Below are 24,757 nucleotides of genomic sequence, written 5' to 3' on the forward strand. Positions count from 1 at the left end.
GTTCCTCCTCAGCGATAAAACTGATGCCATTGCGCCAGCGTCTTGAAAACCTTCCGGTCGGCCAGAAACTCCTCGCCGCACTGTTGGTGCTGTTGACCACCGTTTTGCTGGTCGCCAACCTGACCTTTATCAGTGCCGCGTATTACATTTCTCAGGAAAGCATGGCGCCACAGGCCCTGCAGACCATTGGCCGACTGGTATCCAACCCGAGCCTGATATCCGACGCGCTCAAATCGCCACAAAGCGCCGAGCGCCTGCTCAACGAACTCAATAGTTATTCCCCGCTACGCGCCGCCGCTCTTTATGACGGCAAGGGCGAGCGTCTGGCGCAACTGCAAAATGGTGAAAAACTGAAACTGCCGGGCCACTACCGGCAGGTCGAAGCCTGGCAGGCTACCGAATTTCGCAGCAATCAGGTGATCACCCTGCCGCGCCCCGGCACTGAACCCGGCCACCTGTTATTGGTGGCCAGCAGCGAATTGCCGATGGCGTTCTACACAGGCACCCTGACCGCCAGTCTCGGCATTCTGATCTTCAGCGTGCTGCTGTGGCTGGTGATCGCCCGGCAGATCAAACGCTTGATCACCCGGCCGATTCATCAGCTGGAAGAACTTTCCCGTCAGGTGACCCGCGAGGAAAATTATGCGCTGCGGGCATCGCGCGGCAATCACGATGAAATCGGCAGCCTCGCCGAGGCGTTCAACACCATGCTCACGCGCATCGAAGCCCGGGAGCACCAGCTTAAACGCGCCCGCGACGATTCCCAGGCCGCGTATGACCAGGCCCAGGGCCTGGCCGAAGAGACGCGCCACACTAACCGCAAGCTCGAACTCGAAGTCCAGGTGCGCAGCAAGATCGAGAAAAAGCTCACCGGTTTCCAGAACTACCTCAACAGCATCATTGACTCCATGCCGTCCGCGCTGATTGCACTGGATGAGCAGCTTTACGTCACGCAGTGGAATCAGGAAGCCAGCGCGCTGTCCGGCACGCGCCTCGACGAAGCGCTGAACCAGCCCATTTTTCTCGCCTTCGAACCGCTCAAGCCTTTTCTGCCGCAACTCAAGCAGACCGTGGAACAGCACACGGTGGCAAAAATTGAACGGGTGACCTGGCTCAAGGATGAAGAGCCACGTCATTACGCCTTGACGTTTTACCCGCTGATGGGGGGTGCCGGGCGCGGCGTAGTGATCCGGATCGACGACATCACCCAGCGCCTTTCGCTGGAAGAAATGATGGTGCAGTCGGAAAAGATGCTCTCAGTGGGTGGCCTCGCTGCAGGCATGGCCCATGAAATCAACAACCCATTGGGGGCAATTCTGCACAACGTGCAAAACATTCGCCGCCGCCTGTCTTCCGACCTGCCAAAGAACCTTGAACAGGCCGAGCTGGTCGGCATTGAACTGGACACTGTGAACAAATACCTGCAAGCGCGCGAAGTGCCGCAACTGCTTGATGGCATCCAGCAGGCCGGCGCCCGTGCGGCAAAAATCGTCACCCACATGCTCAGCTTCAGCCGCCGCAGCACCCGGCAGATGGCCCCCTGCGACTTGCCGGCGCTGATCGATCAAGCCGTGGAAATTGCCGGCAATGATTTTGATCTGGCGATCGGTTTCGACTTCAAGGGTCAAGCCATCATTCGACAGTTCGACCCCGCACTGGGTCCGGTTCCCGGCACCGCCAACGAACTTGAGCAGGTGCTGCTGAACCTGTTGAAAAACGCCGCCCAAGCCATTCACCAGCGCGAAGACGACCGCGAGCCGGGGCGGATTACCCTGCGCACCCGATTGAACCCGCCGTGGGCAGAAATCCAGGTCGAGGACAACGGCATCGGCATGAGTGAAAACGTGCGCAAACGCACCTTCGAACCGTTCTTCACCACCAAGGAAATCGGTCAGGGCACCGGGCTTGGCCTCTCAGTGTCGTACTTCATCATCACCAACAACCACAAAGGCCAGATGGAAGTGCAATCAACCCTGGGTCAAGGCACTTGTTTCACCTTGCGCCTGCCCTTGGCGAGCACCCCGCTCGTCGCTGAAGAAATCAATCCACCATCGAGGTAACCCATGGGCTTTCGCTTGTCGAAGATCTACACCCGCACCGGCGACAAAGGCGAGACCGGACTGGGCGATGGCCGCCGCGTGCCCAAGGACCATCCGCGCATCGAAGCGATCGGCGAGGTCGATACGCTGAACAGCCAGGTCGGCGTTTTGTTGGCCGGGTTGGCGGCGGAGTCGGCCGTCTATCCGGGGCTTGACGAAGTGATCGAGGTATTGGCGCCTTGCCAGCATCGGTTATTTGATCTCGGCGGAGAATTGGCCATGCCGGACTATCAGGCGTTGAACGCGTCAGAGATCGAGCGCCTGGAGGCGGCGATCGATGTGTGGAATGAAGAGCTGGGACCGTTGAAGAACTTCATTCTGCCCGGTGGCTCGGCGCTGATTGCACAGGCGCATGTGTGTCGAAGCCTGGCGCGCAGTGCCGAGCGACGGTGTCAGCATTTGAACGCGGTCGAACCGTTGGCCGGGGTTGGCCTGGCGTATATCAATCGGTTGTCGGATTTGCTGTTCGTGATGGCGCGAGTGATTGCACGGCGGCAAGGGATTGCCGAGATTTTGTGGCAAGCGGCGGTGAAGCCTGGAGTTTAGACGGCGCCTGTCAGGCCACTTTCGCGAGCAAGCTCGCTCCCACACTGGATCTGTGTACGCCACAATTCATGTGTGCGAGCCTGCTCGCGAGGCCAGATGCTACACCAGCGAATCAGGCCAAAACGCGCGAATCCCCGCGACACCTTGAGCCCCGGCGGCCCAGGCTTTCTCCTGCTCCACCGGGCCAACACCACCGAGCAAAAACACCGGTTTGCTGAACGCTTCGATCAAAGCCGAAGCCTGCTCCCAACCCAGGGGCTGCACATCCGGATGCGTCTGGGTCATCTGCACAGGCGACAAGGTCACAAAGTCCACACCCATCTGCTCCGCCAGCGCCAACTCTTCTGCGTTATGGCAAGACGCCGCCAACCAGCGTGAGGCTGGCAACGGTCGCCCGGCGGCAGCGTACTTGCGCAGTTGCGCCGAGGTAATGTGCCAGCCGGCCGACGGGAAATCGCCCAGCCATTCAAACGGTCCCTTGATCATCAATTGCGCTTTGCCGGCGCACAGCCCCGCCGCATCCACCGCCAGATCCCGGTATTTCGGATCGTAGCCGTTCGGCGCCCGGAGCTGGATCAGTTTGATGCCTCCAGCGATGGCCTTTTGAATACCCCGTAACAGCGCCGGTGTCTCCAGATCTTCCGGAGTGATCAGGTACTGCGCGGGCAAGCGTGCTGCCGCGACGATCGGCTGATTGGCGGCCGGGAACTCATAGTTGGGCAAATCACGCGGGGCGACCCATTCCAGCGGCTGACCTTCGGCACCGTGTGGCTCGCCGGTGAAGGACGAAACTTCCCAAACGTCCAGCAACACCTGCTTGTCCGGGTAATCATGGTGAATCTTGATCAACGGGCGTGCGGCGCCGACCACGATCCCCAACTCTTCCTTAAGCTCGCGAGCCAGCGCGGTTTCGACCGATTCATCCACCTCGACTTTGCCGCCGGGAAACTCCCACAAACCGCCCTGATGCTGGGAATCGGCACGGCGGGCGATGAGGATTTTGCCGCTGCTGTCGCGAATGACGGCGGCCGCTACATGGACTCGTTTCACAACCCGACCTCCTGCAGACCTGCTTCTTGCCACGCCTTGAAGGCTGGCCACTGGTAGATCGTGTTGATGTAAGCCTGGTCTTCACCGGACACCTTTACCTGATAGGTACGCAGGCGCACGGCAATCGGGGCGAAAAAGGCATCGGCCAGGGTGGCGCGCCCGAACAGGAACCGACCACTTTCGCTAGCTGCGGCGCGGCACTCGGCCCACAACGCCAGCATGCGATCGATGTCCGTCTGCACATCAACCGGCATCGGCGACAGCGGTGCGTCGTGACTGAGGTCGAAAGGCATGTTGCTGCGCATCGCGGAAAAACCACTGTGCATTTGCGCACAGGCCGAACGCGCCTGAGCACGAGCGGCAATGTCCGTCGGCCAGAGTTGAGCGTCGGGAAATTGTTCCGCCAGGTATTCGGCAATCGCCAGCGAATCGGCGATGGTGCCATGTACGGTTTTCAGCAGCGGGACTTTCGCGGTGGGTGAATGCTTGAGCAACTGGTCGCGGGTATCGGGCTGATTGAGTTTGATCAGCTCTTCGGTGTAGGTGGCGCCGGCCAGGTCAAGGGCCAGGGCGCCGCGCAGAGACCAGGAGGAGTGCAGTTTGTCGCCGATGATCAGGTGCAGGCTCATGTTCGGGACCTTTTGATGGGGGGGGCAGACCAGACACATGTACTGCCTGGTCGTCCGTCATCGCGGGCAAGCCCGGCTCCCACAGGGTTTAGTGGTGGCCACAAATATCTTGCGCCACCCTCGGTCCCTGTGGGAGCCGGGCTTGCCCGCGATCGGGTCGACTCAGTCTTAAGTACGGTACTCAGCGTTGATCTTCACGTACTCGTGGGACAAATCCGTGGTCCAGATGGTTTCGCTGCAATCGCCGCGACCCAGTTCGATACGGATGGTGATTTCTTCCTGCTGCATCACTGCCGCGCCCTGGGCTTCGGTGTAGGTCGCAGCGCGCGCGCCACGGCTGGCGATGCAGACTTCACCGAGGAACACGTCGATCTTGCTTACGTCCAGGTTTGGTACGCCGGCACGGCCGACAGCTGCCAAAATCCGGCCCCAGTTCGGGTCGGAGGCGAACAGCGCAGTCTTGATCAGCGGTGAGTGCGCCACGGTATAACCAACGTCCAGACATTCCTGGTGATGGCCGCCGCCATTCACTTGCACGGTGACAAACTTGGTCGCGCCTTCACCGTCGCGAACGATGGCCTGGGCCACGTCCATGCACACGTCGAATACAGCCTGCTTGAGCTTGGCGAACAACTCGCCGTTCGCCTCGGTGATTTCCGGCAGGGCCGCCTGACCGGTGGCGATCAGCATGCAGCAGTCGTTGGTCGAGGTGTCGCCGTCGATGGTGATGCGGTTGAACGACTTGTTGGCGCCGTCCAGCAGCAGGTTTTGCAGCACGTCGCGGGCGACTTTGGCGTCGGTGGCGATGTAACCGAGCATGGTCGCCATGTTCGGACGAATCATGCCCGCGCCCTTGCTGATACCGGTGACGGTGATGGTCACGCCGTCGTGCTGGAACTGGCGGCTCGCGCCTTTGGGCAGCGTATCTGTGGTCATGATGCCGGTGGCGGCAGCTTCCCAGTTATTGACCGACAGATCATCGAGAGCAGCTTGCAGCGCGCCTTCGATTTTCTCGACCGGCAGCGGTTCGCCGATCACGCCGGTGGAGTACGGCAGCACCAGGCTGGCGTCGACGCCGGTCAGTTCTGCCAGTTTTGCGCAGGTGCGTTCGGCGGCGGCCAGGCCTGGGTCGCCCGTGCCCGCGTTTGCATTACCGGTATTGGTCAGCAGGTAACGCACCGGCCCTTGCACGCGTTGTTTGGCCAGAATCACTGGCGCAGCACAGAAGGCATTCAGGGTAAACACGCCCGCAACCGTGGAGCCCTCGGCACAGCGCATGACCACGACATCCTTGCGCCCCGGCCGCTTGATGCCGGCCGAGGCGATACCGAGTTCAAAACCGGCAACCGGGTGCAACGTTGGCAAAGGACCAAGACCAACCGCCATGAATGCGCTCCTCATCAATAATGTCAGCACCGTTTTCAGGATTAACGGTGGTTTGAATGGCAAAACGCCGCGACGGCTGTGGCCGGTCGCGGCGCGGGTATTTCAGCGTATGCAAACGGGTTTTACTGGATCTGCCCGTGGCAATGCTTGAATTTCTTGCCCGAACCGCAATAGCACAACTCGTTACGGCCCAGCTTCTGTTCATTGCGCACCGGCACGGTGGCAAGGGCTACATCGATCTCCTCACCGAGAATCTGCGGTTGCTCGAGACCCGGCGCTTCGTCGTGCTGGAACTGCATGCGGGCGGCCAAGGCTTCGGCTTCCTGACGCAAACGCGCTTCTTCCTCGATCGGGTCTTCGCGGCGAACCTGAACGTGCGAGAGCACGCGGATGGAGTCGCGCTTGATCGAATCCAGCAGCTCGGAGAACAGGGTGAACGACTCGCGCTTGTATTCCTGCTTCGGATTCTTCTGGGCGTAACCACGCAAGTGGATACCGTGACGCAGGTGATCCATGGTCGACAGGTGGTCTTTCCACAAGTCATCCAGCACGCGCAGAACGATCTGCTTCTCAAAGGTGCGCAGTGCTTCGGCACCGGCCTGGTCTTCTTTCTCGTGGTACGCGGCAATCAGCTCGTTCATCAGCTTCTCGCGCAGCGTTTCTTCGTACAGGTGATCGTCTTCGTCCAGCCACTGCTGAATCGGCAACGCTACGCCGAAGTCGCTTTGCAGCGCTGCTTCCAGACCCGCGACGTCCCACTGTTCCGGCAACGATTGCGGTGGAATGTGCGCGCTGATGGTCGCGTTGAGCACGTCTTGACGGAAGTCGGCAATGGTTTCACCGATGTTATCGGCGGCCAGCAACGTGTTACGCATGTGATAGATCACTTTACGCTGTTCGTTGTTGACGTCATCGAACTCGAGCAATTGCTTGCGAATATCGAAGTTGCGGCCTTCGACCTTGCGCTGCGCCTTCTCGATGGCGTTGGTCACCATGCGGTGCTCGATCGCCTCGCCGGACTGCATGCCCAACGCCTTCATGAAGTTCTTCACCCGGTCAGAGGCGAAGATGCGCATCAGGCTGTCTTCCAGCGACAGGTAGAAACGGCTGGAACCGGCGTCACCCTGACGACCGGCACGACCACGCAGCTGGTTGTCGATACGGCGCGATTCGTGACGCTCGGAAGCAATCACCTGCAAGCCACCGGACTCCAGAACTTGCTGATGACGTTTCTGCCAGTCGGCCTTGATCTGCGCGATCTGCTCAGGCGTCGGGTTGTCCAGCGAAGCCACTTCCACTTCCCAGTTACCGCCCAACAGGATGTCAGTACCACGACCGGCCATGTTGGTGGCGATGGTCAGCGCACCCGGACGACCCGCCTGGGCAATGATCTCGGCTTCCTTTTCGTGGAACTTGGCGTTCAGAACCTTGTGTTCGATGCCTTCCTTGTTGAGCAGACTGGACATGTGCTCGGACGTTTCGATGGTGGCAGTACCCACCAGCACCGGACGGCCCTGGGTCATGCATTCCTTGATGTCATTGATGATCGCCGCGTATTTCTCGTCGGCAGTCAGGAACACCAGGTCGTTGTAGTCTTTACGCGCCAGCGGTCTGTTAGGCGGGATGACCATCACCGACAAACCGTAGATCTGGTGGAATTCGAACGCTTCGGTGTCAGCCGTGCCGGTCATGCCGGACAGCTTGTTGTACAAACGGAAATAGTTCTGGAAGGTGGTCGATGCCAGGGTCTGGCTTTCGGCCTGGATGTTCAGCTCTTCCTTGGCCTCGATGGCCTGGTGAAGGCCCTCGGACAAACGACGGCCCGGCATGGTCCGACCGGTGTGTTCGTCGACCAGTACGACCTGACCGTCCTGCACGATGTATTCGACGTTGCGATGGAACAGCTTGTGCGCACGCAGACCGGCATAAACGTGGGTCAACAGGCCCAGGTTGTGGGCCGAGTACAGGCTCTCGCCTTCAGCCAGCAGGCCGACGCGGGTGAGCATGTCTTCGATGAACTGGTGACCGGCTTCGTTGAGCTCGACCTGACGGGTCTTCTCGTCGACGGTGTAGTGGCCAGCCTTGGTGACTTCGCCTTCCACTTCTTCGACGTGCAATTCCAGCTGCGGGATCAGTTTGTTGATCTCGACGTACATCTTCGAGCTGTCCTCGGCCTGACCGGAAATGATCAGCGGCGTACGCGCTTCGTCGATGAGGATGGAGTCGACTTCGTCGATCACGGCAAAATTGAGTTCGCGCTGGAATTTTTCTTCCATGCTGAACGCCATGTTGTCGCGCAGGTAATCGAAACCGAATTCGTTGTTGGTGCCGTAGGTAATGTCGGCAGCATAGGCCAGACGTTTCTCTTCCGGCGGCTGAAATGGCGTGACCACGCCGACCGACAGGCCGAGGAATTCGTACAGCGGGCGCATCCAGTTGGCGTCCCGGCGAGCCAGGTAGTCGTTCACCGTCACAACGTGCACGCCCTTGCCGGACAGTGCGTTGAGGTAAACACCCAGGGTGGCCACCAGGGTCTTGCCTTCACCGGTGCGCATTTCCGCGATCATGCCTTCATGCAAGGTCATGCCGCCGATCAGTTGAACATCGAAGTGACGCATACCCATGACACGCTTACCGGCTTCGCGGGCGACCGCAAAGGCTTCTGGCAGCAGTTTGTCGAGGCTTTCCCCTTTGGCGATGCGAGCCTTGAACTCGTCTGTCTTGGCACGCAATTGATCGTCCGAAAGGGCTACCATTTGCTCTTCGAAGGCATTGACGAGTTGCACCGTCTTGAGCATGCGTTTGACTTCACGCTCGTTCTTGCTTCCAAAAAGTTTTTTTAACAAAGGCGCAAACATATCGGCAGGATCTTCCACACTAAAGGGATGGAGGGCGGCCCCATGAGTCGCCCGAGCAGCCCTCATGGCCGCATGCGAACGAGCATTCTACCCGGAAACGGTGGTGAGGAAAGTGGCGTTGTTCCACGATGCTGGCACAGCGTTGTGACGGGGCTCACTTAAAATAGGGGCTTTTTGCTCAAGTTCAAGCCGTATTCGGAAGAAGTTACTCATTGATTTAATGGATAAAGCGCGCGCAAACCAATGGGCCGGGTAGTGCCCGCGCTTTCTGCTACCATGGCCGCTCTGTTACTTCAGGTGTCTGATCATGGCATTTCGCCCTCTTACGGCCAGAGCACCCGCCGTTCTGCTTCGCGAAGCCAAACCGTTGAAAGCCATCTTCGGCCACGCTCAACGCCTGGGTCATTTGCAACGACTGGTGGAAAGCCAATTGCAGCCTGCGGCGCGCGAGCATTGCCATGTGGCGTCGTGGCGCGAAGGCAGTCTGCTATTGATTGTCACGGACGGCCATTGGGCCACGCGCTTGCGTTATCAGCAGAAGCGGCTGCAACGGCAATTGCAGATGTTCGATGAGTTTGCGAGTTTGACGCGGATATTGTTCAAGGTGCAGCCGCCGACCGTTCCGCAGGGAGCGGTGGGCCATACGATGGATTTGTCGACCGACGCGGCCGCGACTATTCAGGCCACGGCCGACGGCATCAGTGATCCGAATTTGCGCGCGGCGCTGGAGCGGTTGGCCGCGCACGCCAAGCCCAAGCTCTGACCACGCCCCTGTGGGAGCGAGCTTGCTCGCGATTGCGGTCCGACATTCGACACCTGTATCGCTGAATCTGCCGCCATCGCGAGCAAGCTCGCTCCCACAATTAACTGTGCCCGCTTGTTAGCGTTTTTTACTGCCACCCAGCAAAGAACCCATCAAACCGCGCACCAATTGCCGGCCCAACTGATTCGCCGCCTGCCGCATGGCCGATTTCAACGCCTGCCCCGCCGCCGTGCCGAGGAGTTCGCCGGCCTTGTCGGTCAAGCTCGGCTCTTGTTTTTCCGGGGTTGCCTGCGGATCAGGCGCGAGCCCTTTGCGCCCCATCAGCACTTCATAAGCGGACTCGCGATCGATCGGTTTGTCGTAACGCCCCTTGAACGGCGAGCCGGCGATCAGCAGCGTGCGTTCGGTTTCGCTCAACGGCCCGATCCGCGACTGCGGCGGGGCGACCAATACGCGCTGGACCATTTCCGGCGTGCCCTTCTGCGTCAACGTCCCCACCAGCGCTTCGCCGATCCCCAGTTCGGTCAGGACCGACAAGGCATCGAACGCTGGATTCGGTCTGAAGCCATCCGCTACGGCCCGTAGCGATTTCTGCTCTTTGGCCGTGAACGCGCGCAAACCATGCTGAATGCGCAGCCCCAACTGTGCGAGCACGTCATCTGGCAAATCACCCGGCGACTGCGTGACGAAATACACGCCCACGCCCTTCGAGCGAATCAGCCGCACCACTTGCTCAAGCCGTTCCTGCAAGGCATTGGGGGTGTCGGCGAACAACAAATGCGCCTCGTCAAAAAACAGCGCCAGCAGCGGTTTGTCGGCATCGCCACGCTCTGGCAGTTGCTCGAACAGTTCCGCCAGCAACCACAACAGGAACGTCGCATAGACTTTCGGCGCTTCATGTACCAGGCGACTGGCGTCCAGCAGGTGGATGCGACCGCGACCGTCGGTCGCCGGTTGCAACATGTCTTCGAGCTGCAGCGCCGGCTCGCCAAACAGCGCTTCGGCGCCCTGCTGCTCCAGTGTCGCCAGGCGGCGTAACAGCGCCTGGCTGGAACCGGTGGTCATCAGCGCCGCGTCATCGCCCAGCAGTTCCGGGTTGTCGCGCAGGTGATTGAGCAGCGCCTTCAAATCCTTGAGGTCGAGCAGCAGCAGCCCTTCGCGGTCCGCGACCTTGAACGCGGCATACAGCGCCGACTGCTGGCTGTCGGTCAGCTCCAGAAGACTGCCGATCAGCAGCGGCCCCATTTCACTCAACGTGGTGCGCAACGGATGACCGGACTGACCGTGAATGTCCCACAGCGTGACCGGGTACGCCTGCGGTTTATGGTTCAGCCAAGGCATGCCGGCGATGCGCTCGGCGACTTTGCCCTGAGGATTGCCGGCGGCACCGAGCCCGCACAGGTCGCCTTTGATATCGGCTGCAAACACCGCCACACCGGCATCGCTGAAGGCTTCGGCCAAGCGTTGCAGGGTGACGGTCTTGCCGGTACCGGTGGCGCCCGCGACCAGACCATGACGGTTGGCCAGACGCATGGCCTGGGCGATCGGCTGCCCTGCAAGGTCGGCGCCGATGATGAGTTGCGATGAGTCACGCATTTTGTCACCCATGGTTAATCTTTGATCCTTGACGGCCGATAAAAGAGTGAGAAGCGTCGGTAATTCCCTAAGGAGAGGATGGAAATATCAGCTTGTTTTCAATACCGCCCCTCCGCGTTCCTTTATAAAAGCACGCCTTGGGCATTAAGACCTTAGCGGAACCTCATGCCATGAATAAAAATCTGCGCTTCAGCCATAAAATCCTGCTCGCCGCCGCCCTCATCGTCATGGCGGCCTTCGCCTCGTTCACGCTGTACAACGATTATCTGCAGCGAAATGCCATCCGCGAGGATCTGGACAATTACCTCAACGAAATGGGCGATGTCACCGCCAGCAACATCCAGACCTGGCTGAGCGGCCGTATTCTGCTAATCGACAACCTGGCGCAGAACATTGCAATCAATGCAGAGTTGGCCACTGTCGCCAGCCTGCTCGAGCAGAAAGCGCTGACGTCGACCTTCATGGCGTCCTACCTGGGCGATGCCACCGGCAGCTTCACTATTCGACCTGACGCAAAGATGCCCGACGGTTTCGACCCCCGCGTGCGTCCCTGGTACAAAGGCGCCGAAAGCAGTGGCACCGCCACCTTGACCGAACCCTATATCGATGCGGCGACCGGCCAGTTGATCATCTCCATTGCCACCGCGTCGAAAAAGGCTGGCCAGAGTGTCGGCGTGGTGGGCGGCGACCTCAGCCTGCAAACCCTGATCGACACGCTCAGCGCCCGCGACTTCGACGGCATGGGTTACGCCTTCCTGATCAGTGCCGACGGCAAGATTCTGGTACACCCGGACAAAACCCTGCTGATGAAAACCCTCGCCGAGGCGTACCCGCGCAATACCCCGCGCATCAGCAGCGATTTCAGTGAAATCGAGGTCGACGGTAAAACCCGAATCGTCAATTTCACCCCGATCAAAGGCCTGCCTTCGGTCAACTGGTACATCGGTCTGTCCGTCGATAAAGACAAAGCCTTCTCGATGCTCAGCGAATTCCGGACCTCGGCGGTGATTGCGACCATTATTGCCGTGGCCATCATCATCGCCTTGCTGGGCATGCTGATTCGCCTCCTGATCCAGCCGCTGCACGTCATGACCCGCGCCATGCAGGACATTGCCGACGGTGAAGGCGACCTGACCAAACGCCTGACCATCCAGAACAACGATGAGTTCGGCGTGCTCGGCACCGCGTTCAACCGCTTCGTGGAACGCATTCACGGCTCGATCCGCGAAGTGTCCTCGGCCACCGGCCAGGTCAATGAAGTGGCGCTGCGCGTCGTGGCTGCTTCCAATTCGTCGATGTTCAACTCCGATCAGCAAGCCTCGCGCACCAGCAGCGTGGCAGCCGCGATCAACCAGCTCGGTGCTGCCGCGCAGGAAATCGCCCGCAATGCCGCCCAGGCCTCGAGCCAGGCCAGCGACGCACGCAGCCTCGCCGAAGATGGTCAACAGGTGGTAGACCGCAGCATTGCCGCGATGAACAAACTGTCCAGCATGCTCAGCGCTTCCAGCACCAATATCGAATCGCTGAACAGCAAAACGGTGAACATCGGGCAGATTCTCGAAGTGATCACCAGCATCTCTCAGCAGACCAACCTGCTGGCGCTCAACGCCGCTATCGAAGCCGCTCGCGCCGGTGAAGCCGGACGCGGTTTTGCGGTGGTCGCCGATGAAGTTCGCAATCTCGCGCACCGCACGCAGGAATCGGCGCAACAGGTGCAGACCATGATCGAGGAGCTGCAGGTCGGCGCCCGGGAATCCGTGAGCACCATGGGCGACAGTCAGCGCCACAGTCAGGACAGCGTCGACATCGCCAATCTGGCGGGTGAGCGATTGAACAGCGTGACGCTGCGTATTGGTGAAATCGACGGGATGAACCAGTCGGTGGCAACAGCAACCGAGGAGCAGACGGCAGTGGTGGAGTCGATCAACGTGGACATCACCGAGATCAATACGCTCAATCAGGAAGGCGTTGAGAACCTCCACGCAACATTGCGAGCGTGCTCCGATCTGGAACAGCAAGCGGCGCGCCTGAAGCAGTTGGTGGGCAGTTTCCGGATCTGATCGCGGGCGGGCCAGCTCCCACGGCGTCCGGAGCCAGAGTGGGAGCGAAGCTTGCAGAAACCTTGAGGCTTGCTGACACCCCCCAAACCCAAACGAACATCTATCCTTCATGAAGGTCAACCTAGGGAGACCAACGGACCGGAGGGATGTTTGCCGTGCATATCGCTGACATAACCATGTTCTACGCCCCTGCCAGCGGTGGCGTGCGCACTTATCTGGATGCAAAACACCGTCGTCTGGGGATCAAACCCGGCATTCGCCACAGCTTGCTGATTCCCGGCGCCAGCCTCAGTGAACGGGACGGCGTCTACACGGTGCCCGCTCCCGCCCTGCCCTTTGGCAAAGGTTATCGCTTCCCCCTCCGCCTCGCGCCATGGCGCAATGTCCTGCAGGATCTGCAGCCCGATCTGATTGAAGTCGGCGATCCGTACCTCACCGCTTGGGCGGCACTGGATGCGCGGCGTCAGCTGGATGTGCCGGTAATCGGCTTTTATCATTCGGACTTGCCGCTGTTGGTGAGCAACCGCATGGGCAACTGGGTAACGCCCAATGTCGAGGCCTACGTGCGCAAACTCTATGGCAATTTCGACCGGGTGCTGGCGCCGAGCCAGATCATGGCGGACAAATTGATCAGCCTCGGCGTGCGGAACGTGTACGTGCAACCGCTCGGCGTTGATCTGCAGACATTCAATCCAGCGGCGCGCGATCCGCAATTACGGGCCGAGCTGGGCATCGCCGAAGACACACATCTGCTGATTTTTGCCGGCCGCGGCTCCAAGGAAAAGAATCTGCCGGTGCTGCTCGACTGCATGAAACGCCTCGGGCGACGCTATCACCTGTTGCTGGTGGGTTCGTCGATGCCGGCCGCGGTCCCGGACAACGTCACGGTGATCGATGAATTCTGCCCGGCGCCGCAAGTGGCGCGGTTGATGGCCAGCGCCGACGCGCTGCTGCACGCCGGCGATCAGGAAACCTTTGGCCTGGTGATCCTCGAAGCCATGGCCAGCGGCATTCCAGTGGTCGCCGTTGCTGCCGGAGCCTTTCAGGAAATCGTCCCTGAACACTGCGGTATGCTTTGCGCTCCGAACGATTCGCTGGCGATGGCCAATGCCGTGCGGGACTTGTTCAGCGCCGACAGCAACACGCTGGGCAAACAGGCACGCGCCCACGTCGAACGCCAGTACTCATGGGACGCGGTGGTCAATAGTTTGCTCGGCCACTATCACGCGGTCCTCGGCGAGCAGTTGCCGATGATTGCCAATGGTTGAGCCCGTGCATACCCCCGCTCTCATGTTGGTATTGCACGACGTCGCGCCGCAGACGTGGGGCGATTATCAACCGTTTGTCGAGGCTGTCGATGCTCTGGGTGCGGTGCCAATGACCTGGCTGGTGGTGCCGGACTTCCACAAGCACAACGCGCTGGATGAGCATCCGCAGTTTTGTCGGGTACTCAGTGAACGCGTCGAGCGCGGCGATGAACTGGCCCTGCACGGTTACTTCCATTGCGATGAGGGCCCGGCGCCCGGTACGCCGCGCGAATGGTTCATGCGCCGCATCTATACCCATGAAGGCGAGTTTTACGGCCTTTCCCGTGAGGATGCGCTTGCCCGTTTGCACGCGGGTATCGACCTGTTTCGACGTCATGACTGGCCGCTCGAAGGCTTTGTCGCTCCTGCCTGGCTGATGAGCGAGGGCACCCGTCAAGCCTTGCGCAAATTGCCGCTGAGCTACACCAGTGATCCGCAACACTTGTATCGTCTGCCGGATTTCACCGTGATGGATGCGCCGGGGTTGGTGTGGAGTGCGCGCAGTGCCTGGCGTCGCGGCGTGTCAAAGCTACTCAGCGACCAGCGCGAACTGCGCTGGCGGCAGGCGCCGGTCATTCGCTTGGGCCTGCACCCGGTGGACATGCGTCATGAATTCTCACGTACCTATTGGCTGCAAACCCTCAAGCGTCTGCTCGATGAGGGCCGCATGCCGATGACCAAGGTCGGTTGGCTGGCGTCGCGAGATGAATTGAGGGGGCGCGTAGCGTGAGTCGCGGCGTTCTGTTGCTCATTGCCTTACTGGTTGCGGTGATGATCCCGGCATTGCTGGGCGGCAACGAAACCTGGTATCGCCTGCAAAGCTTTCCACTGCACTGGTTACTGATCATGTTCGGCATGATTTTGCTGTGCTGGATGCTGAATTCAATGCGCTTGCGTCTGTTGCTGGGCGATGAGCGCGGCAAGGTCAGCCGTCGCAAGAGTCTGGCGGTGGTGATGGCCGCCGAATTTGCCTATTGCGCGACGCCTGGGGGCAGCGGTGGCCCGCTCACTATCATGGCGCTGCTGGCGCGTCAGGGCGTGCGCCCCGCTCGCGGCAGCGCGGTGTTTGCCATGGATCAATTGAGCGACTTGCTGTTTTTTCTGTGCGCGCTGATCGGGATCCTGATTTACGCCTTGTTTCAACACCTCAGCCAGCGCATGGAATGGCTGCTGACGGTCAGCACGGTCTCAATGTTCGGCGGGTTGCTGGGTTGCGTGTTCGTGGCCCGTTACCACCGTTTGTTGATCCGCCTGAGCGGGCGCCTGTTGGCGCGACTCAATGTCACTGCCACGACGCGCATGCGCTGGGCGCGAAAACTCCTGCACTTCCTGGCGGCGTTTACCGACACGCTGAAATTGCCGCTCCGGACGTTGATCATGGTGTTTGCTCTGACCTGCGTGCACTGGATTTTGCGCTATAGCGTGCTGTATCTGGCACTGCGCGGGCTGGGAGCGGACGTGCAATGGGCCTGGAGTTTTTTGATTCAGATGCTTTCGCTGAGTGCAGGGCAGTTCAGCCTGCTGCCGGGTGGCGCGGGCGCCGCGGAGCTGACCTCGGCGGCGCTATTGACGCCGATGGTGGGCAAATCCACGGCAGCGGCGGCGATCCTGATCTGGCGGGCGGTCACGTATTACTTCTATCTGCTGGTGGGTGGCCCGGTGTTTGTGTTGATGCTGGGACGGCCGCTGTTGAAGAAATTGATGAGGTTCAAGCAGGTTTAGTTGGGTGAAGGCAGCGCTGCGTTTTCGCCATTCGTACGCAAAACCTGTAGGCGCCGAGCTTGCTCGCGATGGCTTTGTCTTGGGCGACTTCTGTTTTGAGGGTGTGCATATCCGTTGTTGCAGTTGGGGCTGCTATTGGTTTCGCTCTTACAGCGAGTCACTTTGGAAAAGAGCCCCAAAGTAACCAAAAGGCTCTTGCCCCTCCATTCGGTGCCTCGCTGTGGCTCGGCATGCCCTCACTCCGGCATTGCTCCGGGGGCCCGGAGCGAAGGCATGGCGAGCCTGGGCGAGCCACCGGACGTCAGGGGCTCCTACGTGGACTCAGGCTCACCATCCGCCTCCGGATGCGACGCCTCCCACAACGCCTCGGCCCCCGGAAACTCCGTCCCGTCCTCGGGGCTCAGCTCATCCGGATCGTACCGGCTCAAGCAGCCCTCCCCCAGTGTCGCGGGCGCCCGGGCAGTCGCTTTGTCGAGTGGGTCGGCCATTATCAAATCCTCAATACAGAAACGGCGAAGGGCCTGAAGCGATTGAACGCCCAGGCCCTTCGAATTTCAACCGTCCAATGCTGCTATCAGAACACGACAGTTTTGTTGCCATGCACCAACACCCGGTCTTCGAGGTGATAACGCAAGCCGCGCGCCAACACCATTTTCTCGACATCGCGACCGAAACGCACCATGTCCTCAATGCTGTCGCTGTGACTGACACGCACCACGTCCTGCTCGATGATCGGACCGGCGTCCAGCTCTTCGGTCACGTAGTGGCAAGTCGCACCAATCAGTTTCACACCGCGCATCGACGCCTGGTGATACGGCTTGGCGCCAACAAATGACGGCAAAAAACTGTGGTGAATGTTGATCACCTTGTGCGCGTATTCACTGCACAGCGCCGGCGGCAAAATTTGCATGTAACGGGCAAGTACCACCACCTCGGCATCGTGCTGTTTGACCAGGCGCGAGACTTCGGCAAACGCCGGCTCCTTGTCCTGTGGATTGACAGGCACATGGTAATAGGGAATGCCGTGCCACTCGACCATGCTGCGCAAGTCATCGTGATTGGAAATCACACAGGAGATTTCGCAATCAAGTTCATCGCTGTGCCAACGATGCAACAGATCGGCCAGGCAGTGGGATTCACGGCTGGCCATCAGCACCACACGCTTTTTCTGCGCGGTGTCGGTGATGCGCCAGTCCATGGAAAAAGCGTCGGCGATCGGCGCAAACGCTTCGCGAAAGGCCTCGATGCCGAAGGGCAACGAGTCGGCACGAATTTCGTGACGCATGAAGAACCAGCCGCTCTGATTATCCGAGTGGTGGCTCGCTTCAGTGATCCAGCCGTTATGGGACGCCAGAAAGTTACTGACCTGAGCAACGATGCCGACGCGGTCCGGGCAAGCAATCACTAGCCGAAAGGTGCGCATGAGGGGGAAACTCCAGAACTTCGCAAAGGCCGCCATTCTAGCGATTACGCAGCAAAACTGCAGTATTGACAAGCTGATTCCTGCACACAAATGGTCGCTGCAGATCCTGCCAGATACACATTTTCTCGCTCGACGGTATTTTGATGTGCCTCTTCAAATGCCAATTTGTGAATATCGGTGATGACGGCGTCACACTATTTAACTGCACCCGAAATTTGTCGCCAGTTCTTTGTGAATACATTAAATAAACACGTGTTACATGTTTACTTGATGAAACAGCCTGACTATTATTGCCGCACTGTAACCTGCCATCCAGCGTCCACATAAGGTAGTCCCAATGTCCTTGATCAACGAATATCGCGCCACCGAAGAAGCTATCAAAGAGCTGCAAGCCCGTTTGAAGAATCTTTCCCAAGACGACAAACTGCAAACCGAGCTGGAATTCGAAGGCAAACTGCGCACCTTGATGGGCGAATACTCCAAGTCCCTGCGTGACATCATCGCGCTGCTGGATCCGGAATCCAAAAGCAAGGCTCCACGCGGTGGCGCAGTAAAAACTACCGGCACCAAGCGCGCGCGCAAAGTTAAACAATACAAAAACCCGCACAATGGCGAAGTCATTGAAACCAAAGGTGGCAACCACAAGACTCTGAAAGAGTGGAAAGCCAAGTGGGGCGGTGATGTGGTTGAAGGCTGGGCGACTCTGCTGGGCTAAGCCGCAGACAACGCACCAAAAAGGAACGCCAGCCAATGCTGGCGTTTTTTTATGCCTGATTTTCAGCCAGGTCGTCACCGGGTGACGGAATCAAATACTCAAACGTGCGCGCAATGCCTCGACATATTCATGCCATTCACTCAACACATCCTTCTGCAACGGGGTAGCAGTAACCTCCAGTTCTTCGGCTGCCTGCGTGAAAGACTTCAGCGTATTGGGTGCACCCCACTGCGGATCCGACAGACGCTGCTGACAGAACAATTGCCAACGTTCCTGCTCTTCGAAATTCAACGTATCGGGGAAGTTGCGTGCGCGATATCGAAATAACAGTTCAGGCAAACGTTCATCATCGAACGGCCAGTGCTCTTGTGCTAATTGTGCAGGTTCGGCAGATCTGACTTGCTCACATAAACGTCTATCCCGGTCCCCGATAAAACCTGCGTATAACTGTTGTTCAGGATCATCAGTCCGGGAAAATTCCTCGCTGGCATAAATCGCCTGCACTTTATCTCGCCAGATTTCCTGTGCGTCACTTAGCCGCAGTGCCCGCTTATGTTTAAGCGCCATATCCAGTCCCAGCCGTTGTTGATCTGCGGGGCGCAGCACGGAAAGCGGTGCGACCACCGGGCACTTGTTGATATGGATGAGCTTGAGCGGCACCGGCAACTCGCCCTCAGCCAACTCGTCGCGGCGGGTATATAAGCGCTGACGCAACGTCTCGGCATCCAGATCCAGCAGGCCCTGCGGATCCAGATGCAAGTCGCAGACAATCAAGGCGTTCTTGTTGCGAGGGTGCCAAGCCAACGGGAGCACCACGCCGACATAACTGCGAGCCGCCGAAAACCGCCCGGAAATGTGCACCATCGGTTGCAGCAATCGAATCTGATCCATCACTTTCGGTTTGCTGCGCAACTGGAACAACCAGTCATACAGCTTTGGCTGTTTTTCCCGGATCAAGCGTGCCAGCGCAATAGTCGCGCGAACGTCGGACAGTGCTTCGTGGGCATTACCGTGATCGATACCATTGGCAGCGGTCAGGCGCTCAAGTTTGAGCGTGACCCTCCCCTCTTCATCACTCGGCCAGACAATGCCATCGGGACGCAATGCATAAGCAGCGCGGACCACATCAATCAAATCCCAACGGCTGTTGCCGCCCTGCCACTCGCGAGCGTAGGGATCGAAAAAATTTCGATACAAGCTGTAGCGGGTCATTTCATCGTCGAAACGCAAGGTGTTGTAACCGGCGCCACAGGTTCCCGGAGCGGCCAGTTGCGCATGCACTCGGGTCATGAAATCCGCCTCGCTCAAGCCCTGTTCTGCGAGACGTCCCGGGGTAATGCCGGTGATCGCGCACGCTGCCGGATGAGGCAGGATGTCTGCACTGGGCCGGCAGTAAAGATTAACCGGTTCGTCTATTTCATTGAGATCGAAATCGGTGCGAATCCCCGCGACCTGCAGCGGGCGATCACAACGGGGGTTGATACCCGTGGTTTCATAGTCGTACCAGAAGATCGAGGTCACGGGCTATTCCTGAACTGAAGATAGGCGAAGTCTAGGCGTTCACGTCCTGCCCCGACCAGTCATCCTGTCATTCAACCACTTCTTGCTACTCACCGTGCAATACATAGTTATGTCGTTTCCCCCCGAGAGACTGCTAGCATCGGACGCACAGAGAATCTCCGTTCAGGCCTCAACATCAGGTTGCCCATGCTCGATTCCACAGCACGGCCAGGCAAAGCGACGCTGCCCCCGCCCCTGGATACGCGGTATCAGGTTGAAACCCCGGAAGGCATCGACTTGCCCTTGCGCGCCGCGGGGTTGGTGGTACGCGCACTGGCGTTTTGCATCGACCTTGCTGTGCGCGGGTTGATTCTTGGCGTGCTCTTCGCTGCTCTGGCGTTCCTCGGCAAGCTCGGCGCCGGGCTCGGTTCGATTCTTTTATTCGTGGTGAGCTGGTGGTACATGGTGCTGTTCGAAGTGCTGAATCAAGGGCGCTCGCCGGGCAAGCACTGGATGGGACTGCGGGTGGTGCAGGACGACGGCACGCCGATTGGCTGGTCCGCGTCGCTGGTGCGCAACCTGCTGCGATTTGTCGACCTGTTACCGTTCGGCTACTTTCTCGGTGCTATCAGTTGCCTGCACAACGCCAGTTTCAAACGCCTCGGCGATCTTGCCGCCGGCACTCTGGTGATCTATCGCGAATGCCCGCTGACCCGACCGCAGTTGCCTGAAGCCGAGCCGAGACGTGCTGCGGTCACCCTGACGCTGAATGAGCAACGAGCCATCCTCGATTTCGCAGAAAGGCAAAGCGAACTGACTCCTGCGCGGATCAATGAACTCGCGACGATAGTTGCCAAACCTTTGCAGGTTGCGAGCCCTCGCGCCGTGGCCGAACTCAACGGCATCGCCCGCGGCCTGTTGGGTAGCGCATGAAACAAAGCCTTTTCGAAACTCGTCACAAGGCTGATTGGGAGCGGTTTTCCGTGATGCTGGACCGGCTGGAGCGAAACAGGGACACCGCTCGCCTGACCAGTTTTACCCAGGATTACCGACGACTCAGCCAGCATCTCGCCCTGGCTCAGGAGCGCGGTTACAGCCGTTTCCTCATCGACTCATTGCAGCAACAGGTGCTGCGCGGGCATCAGCAACTGTATCGGCAGCGCAGCCGCCTCGGTGCCAATGTCGTGGCGTTCATTCTTGCGGATTTCCCACGACTGGTGCGTCAGCAGTGGCGCTTCGTGCTGGCCGCCAGCCTGCTGTTCTTCGGCAGCCTGATCGGCTTCGCTCTGCTGGTCTTTCTGTTCCCGGACCTGGTCTACAACCTGATTCCCGCCGAACAGGTCAACCAGATGCAAGGCATGTACGACCCCGAAGGCGGGCACCTGGGCCGCTCGGCCGAACGGGCGGCCAGTGAAGACTGGGTGATGTTCGGGTTCTACATCATGCACAACATCGGCATCGCTTTTCAGACCTTTGCCAGTGGGTTGCTGTTTGGTTTGGGCAGTGCGTTTTTCCTGTTCTACAACGGCTTGATGATTGGCGCGGTGGCCGGGCATCTGACACAAATCGGCTATGGCCAGACGTTCTGGTCGTTCGTGATCGGGCACGGTGCTTTCGAACTCAGCGCCATTGCCCTCGCAGGTGCCGCCGGTCTGCAATTGGGCTGGTCCCTTATCGCACCGGGACGGCTGCCACGCGCCGAAGCGTTGCGATTGGCGGCGCGCAAAAGTGTCCTGCTGATTTGCGGGGTCATGCTGTTCCTGGTGATTGCGGCATTTATAGAGGCTTACTGGTCGTCCATGACCGAACCGGCGCCCCTCACCAAATACCTGGTCGGCGCGCTGCTGTGGCTGCTGGTCGCGACGTATCTGCTGTTTGCCGGACGGCCTCGCCATGCGCCTGAATGACGCGACAATGGTGATCCGCCCACGACCGACATGGGAAGCGATGGACCTGGGCGTGCTGTTGAGCCAGCGCCACCGTCGCTTGCTGATGACCAGCTGGGCCATCGCCACCGTGCCCGTGTTCGCTTTGCTCACGCTGATTTTCTGGGATTATCCATCGCTCGCAGTGTTCGTTTTCTGGTGGCTGAAGCCGGCATTCGAACGTTTGCCGCTGTACATCCTTGCTTCGGCAATGTTCGGCGAAACGCCGACATTGCGCCAGGCGCTGCGCCAATGCCCGCGACTGCTCAAATCGCAATTGCTGGCGAGCCTGACCTGGCGCCGCTTGAGCCTGACGCGCAGTTTTTTACTGCCCGTGGTGCAACTCGAAGGGTTGAGCGGCGATGAGCGAAAACAGCGACTGCGCGCATTATTGCAGCGCGACGCGGGCGCGGCGCGCTGGCTGACGATCATCGGCGTGCATCTGGAAGGCGCGCTGTGGATCGGCCTGATGCTGCTGTTTTACTTGTTCCTGCCGCAGCAGATCGAGCTTGACTGGAGCTGGCAGCGCCTTCTCTCGTTAGCGACTCAGGACTGGCGCTGGCTGGAACACCTGACGAACGTGTTTTATTTTATGGTGCTGGTGGTGTGGGAACCGATCTATGTCGCCTGCGGCTTCAGCCTTTACTTGAACCGGCGCACGGTGCTCGAAGCCTGGGATATCGAACTGGTGTTTCGCCGCCTGCGTCAGCGCCTGAGTGGCACGGCGTTGCTCCTGCTGCTGGGAACATGCGCATTGTTGCCCGTACACCAGCAGGCTTGGGCCGCTGAGCCGGTCGCGACGCCGGAAACGGCGCGGCTTCTGTCTCACCCCCTGACCAGCCAGGCCTCACGGGACAGCATCAAGGCAATCCTTGAACAGCCCCCGTTCAAAAACAGGGAAACGGTCACGCGCTATCGCTTCGCCGAGGACCGGCCCGCTGCCGATACACCAGACAAGGGCAAGGTACCGCAATGGCTGAAGACACTGCTGGGTATGCTCGACAGCCAGCGATTCGGCGCTGTGGCAACACTGATTGAAATAACGTTGTGGACGGCGTTGATGGCTGGAATCAGCCTGCTGATCTGGCGTTACCGGGAATGGCTGCAGGCGTTCGTCAGTCGTCGTCCACTCGAAAAACCCGGACCGGCCCGGCCAGCGCCGCAGCAAGCGTTCGGCCTGGACCTCAACCGCGAAACCCTCCCCGACGACATCGCCAGCAGCGCCGAACAGCTCTGGCAAAGCCACCCGCGCGAGGCGCTCGGCTTGCTTTACCGCGCACTGCTCAGTCAATTGCTGCACGATTACCATATGCCTTTGACCGCTGCCGACACCGAGAGCGAGGTGCTGCGGCGAATCGAAAAACTGCAACATCCCGCCTTGCTGGCGTTCAGCCAATCGCTGACCACACACTGGCAGAACACGGCATACGGACATCGGTTGCCGCCCGAGCACAGCCAATATGAACTGTGCGATGGCTGGCGCGCCCTGTTTGGCCCGGGGGGCGCAGCATGAGCCGGCGTATGTGGTTGACCATCGCGCTGATTGCAGGCGCGCTGTGCTGCGCATTGAGCGTCTGGCTGTACCTGAAGGCGACACCCTACCAGGAAGAAATCGACCACGGACCGGCGCCCGAAGCACGGGCCAATCCCTATCTGGCCGCCGAGCATTTCCTGCGCAAACAGGGCGTTGCTGTCCGCCACGCCAACAGCCTCGACCTGTTGCCGACGCTGGAGCCACATCAAAGCAGCCTGCTGTTACTCGGCGAACGGTCCAACATGTCGCCGCGCCAGGTCGATCAGGTGATGAACTGGACCCGCGCCGGCGGCCGCTTGTTGTTTGTCGCCGAAGCCTTGTGGGACGAAAAACTTGGCCAGAGCGATGACCTGTTACTGGACCGGGTGCACCTGCATCAGTCGCTGAGCAAAGACCTCAAAGACCCGCCGCCGGACACGGGCGGCGAGCCATTGCCGAAGCTGACCAAACTGTATCTGGAGGATGAAGAGGCACCGGCCTACGCCGGTTTCGACACCGCCTTCCATCTCGACGACCCGAAGAACCTCGCCCAGGCCTGGGCCAACAGCGGCAAGGCGACACACATGATGCAGCTTGCTCACGGCCTCGGTTCGATCACAGTCGTGACCGATGCCGAGCTGTGGAAAACCCCGGCCATCGGTCTGTACGACAACGCCTGGCTGCTCTGGTACCTGACCGCGGATACGAACGTGACGCTGCTGTACAACACCGACCACGCCAACCTGCTGACCTTGTTGCTACGCTATTTCCCCCAGGCCCTCGTTGCGCTCATCGCGCTGATTGGCCTTGGCTTATGGCACGTCGGTGCGCGCCAGGGTCCATTGATTGAAGCGACACCCAGAGCCCGTCGACAACTCCAGGAACACTTGCGCGCGAGCGCAGATTTCAGGTTGCGCCACAGTGGTCAGGAGAGTCTTGTGCAAACCCTGCAACAAGACATCCTGCGCCGAGTCCGCCACCGACATCCCGGCTATGACCAACTCGGCGTCGCCGAACAATGGTTGGTGCTTGCGCGCCTGAGCGGTCAGCCGACACGCGCTATCAGCCAGGCCATGAGTCCACGGCCTAAGCAACGGCTTTCAGGCGTTGAATTCAGCCGTCAGGTCGCCCACCTGCAAACATTAAGGAATGCCTTGTGATCTGACACTATCCTGGGTTCCCCATCCTGCTTTGGTTGTCGATGGAGTGTTGCGTTCGGCCAATCGATTCTTTCGCCACATTCTGCTACGCGACGAAATTGGCTCTAAGCGGTTCTGGCCCATTACAGGCTCTGCACGACCGTTTCGGCTTCCTCCAAGCCCATGAACTGGATTGGCACGATGTTGATCGTGGCGCGGCCAAAAGCCGCTATTGCCCGCGGCAATGGTGCAACTGCACGGCCTCCGGCATCAGACCTGCCTTCGCCCACAAATGTCCTATGCTCATCGCAGAATCTACCGACACGCTAGTGTACCTTGCTGATCAGACTCCTGGCACAGAGGACAGGAATACATAAGCGGTGCCACGTTGTAACCTGGATATTCAGCTGGTGTGCATGAGTCGCTGTTCTGTGGGTACGTCGACTCTGATTGCGGGCTGCGTCAAGAAAAGTATTGGCCCAAGACTCGCCATCTTCGATCCTGCCGCCCGGCGGCGGAACGTGGC

19 protein-coding genes and 1 pseudogene are annotated in these 24,757 nt (G+C 59.5%); 13 read left to right on the top strand and 7 right to left on the bottom strand.

The features are described from left to right. Positions 1-23: 23 nt before the first annotated feature. Positions 24-2,060 carry a sensor histidine kinase gene (locus ACYZT1_RS19395; RefSeq protein WP_462016262.1) on the top strand — a complete coding sequence of 679 codons (2,037 nt, stop codon included), beginning with the start codon at positions 24-26 and terminating at the stop codon, positions 2,058-2,060. 3 nt (positions 2,061-2,063) lie between these two features. Then, complete coding sequence (locus ACYZT1_RS19400; RefSeq protein WP_462016263.1) at positions 2,064-2,645, top strand: cob(I)yrinic acid a,c-diamide adenosyltransferase; 582 nt, start codon at positions 2,064-2,066, stop codon at positions 2,643-2,645. Positions 2,646-2,744: 99 nt separating this feature from the next. Here the strand turns inward: ACYZT1_RS19400 and ACYZT1_RS19405 are convergent, their stop codons facing one another. From ACYZT1_RS19405 to secA, 4 genes are all read right to left on the bottom strand, one after another. Next, positions 2,745-3,695, bottom strand: a complete 951-nt coding sequence (locus ACYZT1_RS19405; RefSeq protein WP_462016264.1) for a Nudix family hydrolase — start codon at positions 3,693-3,695, stop codon at positions 2,745-2,747. Further along, positions 3,692-4,324 (bottom strand): glutathione S-transferase family protein, encoded by a 633-nt coding sequence (locus ACYZT1_RS19410; protein ID WP_462016265.1) that lies wholly within the window; start codon positions 4,322-4,324, stop codon positions 3,692-3,694. The genes ACYZT1_RS19405 and ACYZT1_RS19410 overlap by 4 nt, the downstream gene beginning before the upstream one ends. Before the next feature lie 168 nt (positions 4,325-4,492). Beyond that, positions 4,493-5,710 (bottom strand): bifunctional glutamate N-acetyltransferase/amino-acid acetyltransferase ArgJ, encoded by a 1,218-nt coding sequence (gene argJ / locus ACYZT1_RS19415; protein ID WP_462016266.1) that lies wholly within the window; start codon positions 5,708-5,710, stop codon positions 4,493-4,495. Between the two features lie 122 nt (positions 5,711-5,832). Beyond that, positions 5,833-8,568: a preprotein translocase subunit SecA gene (gene secA / locus ACYZT1_RS19420; protein WP_462016267.1), complete on the bottom strand. Its 2,736-nt coding sequence runs from the start codon at positions 8,566-8,568 to the stop codon at positions 5,833-5,835. A gap of 307 nt (positions 8,569-8,875) precedes the next feature. Here secA and ACYZT1_RS19425 point away from each other — a divergent pair, with 307 nt between their 5' ends. Next, positions 8,876-9,331 carry a DUF721 domain-containing protein gene (locus ACYZT1_RS19425; RefSeq protein ID WP_462016268.1) on the top strand — a complete coding sequence of 152 codons (456 nt, stop codon included), beginning with the start codon at positions 8,876-8,878 and terminating at the stop codon, positions 9,329-9,331. Between the two features lie 117 nt (positions 9,332-9,448). Here ACYZT1_RS19425 and ACYZT1_RS19430 read toward each other — a convergent pair whose 3' ends face one another. Continuing rightward, a complete protein-coding gene (locus ACYZT1_RS19430; protein ID WP_462019286.1) occupies positions 9,449-10,927 on the bottom strand; it encodes a helicase HerA-like domain-containing protein in 1,479 nt (492 codons plus the stop codon). A 227-nt stretch (positions 10,928-11,154) separates the two neighbouring features. Here ACYZT1_RS19430 and ACYZT1_RS19435 point away from each other — a divergent pair. The 5 genes and pseudogenes from ACYZT1_RS19435 to ACYZT1_RS19455 all read left to right on the top strand — a co-directional run. Continuing rightward, positions 11,155-12,129 (top strand): annotated as a pseudogene (locus tag ACYZT1_RS19435) (HAMP domain-containing protein); the annotation flags it as partial. A 93-nt stretch (positions 12,130-12,222) separates the two neighbouring features. Further along, entirely contained in the window at positions 12,223-12,987 is a 765-nt protein-coding gene (locus ACYZT1_RS19440) for a methyl-accepting chemotaxis protein (RefSeq protein WP_462019287.1), read from the top strand. 146 nt (positions 12,988-13,133) lie between these two features. Further along, positions 13,134-14,255, top strand: a complete 1,122-nt coding sequence (locus tag ACYZT1_RS19445; RefSeq protein ID WP_462016269.1) for a glycosyltransferase family 4 protein — start codon at positions 13,134-13,136, stop codon at positions 14,253-14,255. After that, positions 14,248-15,024, top strand: coding sequence for a DUF2334 domain-containing protein (locus ACYZT1_RS19450; protein WP_462016270.1), 777 nt, complete (start codon positions 14,248-14,250; stop codon positions 15,022-15,024). Before ACYZT1_RS19445 ends, ACYZT1_RS19450 begins: the two co-directional genes overlap by 8 nt. Further along, positions 15,021-16,016, top strand: coding sequence for a lysylphosphatidylglycerol synthase transmembrane domain-containing protein (locus ACYZT1_RS19455; protein WP_462016271.1), 996 nt, complete (start codon positions 15,021-15,023; stop codon positions 16,014-16,016). Before ACYZT1_RS19450 ends, ACYZT1_RS19455 begins: the two co-directional genes overlap by 4 nt. Positions 16,017-16,590: 574 nt before the next feature. On the opposite strand, the gene purU is transcribed toward ACYZT1_RS19455, so the two are convergent. Next, on the bottom strand, positions 16,591-17,439 hold the full coding sequence (purU, locus tag ACYZT1_RS19460; protein WP_462016272.1) for a formyltetrahydrofolate deformylase: 849 nt from the start codon (positions 17,437-17,439) through the stop codon (positions 16,591-16,593). Positions 17,440-17,776: 337 nt separating this feature from the next. Between purU and mvaT the strand changes: the two genes are divergently transcribed. Continuing rightward, positions 17,777-18,154 (top strand): histone-like nucleoid-structuring protein MvaT, encoded by a 378-nt coding sequence (mvaT, locus tag ACYZT1_RS19465; protein WP_007945872.1) that lies wholly within the window; start codon positions 17,777-17,779, stop codon positions 18,152-18,154. Between the two features lie 90 nt (positions 18,155-18,244). On the opposite strand, the gene sbcB is transcribed toward mvaT, so the two are convergent. Then, positions 18,245-19,675 (bottom strand): exodeoxyribonuclease I, encoded by a 1,431-nt coding sequence (gene sbcB, locus ACYZT1_RS19470; RefSeq protein ID WP_462016273.1) that lies wholly within the window; start codon positions 19,673-19,675, stop codon positions 18,245-18,247. Positions 19,676-19,861: 186 nt separating this feature from the next. Here sbcB and ACYZT1_RS19475 point away from each other — a divergent pair, with 186 nt between their 5' ends. The 4 genes from ACYZT1_RS19475 to ACYZT1_RS19490 are packed head-to-tail and all read left to right on the top strand — an operon-like array spanning position 19,862 to position 24,252. Further along, positions 19,862-20,587, top strand: a complete 726-nt coding sequence (locus tag ACYZT1_RS19475) for an RDD family protein (RefSeq protein ID WP_462016274.1) — start codon at positions 19,862-19,864, stop codon at positions 20,585-20,587. Then, the gene (locus ACYZT1_RS19480) at positions 20,584-21,561 is read left to right on the top strand and encodes a stage II sporulation protein M (RefSeq protein WP_462016275.1); all 978 of its coding nucleotides are present in this window, start codon (positions 20,584-20,586) and stop codon (positions 21,559-21,561) included. The genes ACYZT1_RS19475 and ACYZT1_RS19480 overlap by 4 nt, the downstream gene beginning before the upstream one ends. Further along, on the top strand, positions 21,548-23,092 hold the full coding sequence (locus ACYZT1_RS19485; protein ID WP_462016276.1) for a DUF4129 domain-containing protein: 1,545 nt from the start codon (positions 21,548-21,550) through the stop codon (positions 23,090-23,092). Before ACYZT1_RS19480 ends, ACYZT1_RS19485 begins: the two co-directional genes overlap by 14 nt. Then, positions 23,089-24,252 carry a DUF4350 domain-containing protein gene (locus tag ACYZT1_RS19490; RefSeq protein ID WP_462016277.1) on the top strand — a complete coding sequence of 388 codons (1,164 nt, stop codon included), beginning with the start codon at positions 23,089-23,091 and terminating at the stop codon, positions 24,250-24,252. Before ACYZT1_RS19485 ends, ACYZT1_RS19490 begins: the two co-directional genes overlap by 4 nt. Positions 24,253-24,757: the final 505 nt, after the last annotated feature.

The organism is Pseudomonas sp. PB3P13 (genome assembly GCF_054897735.1).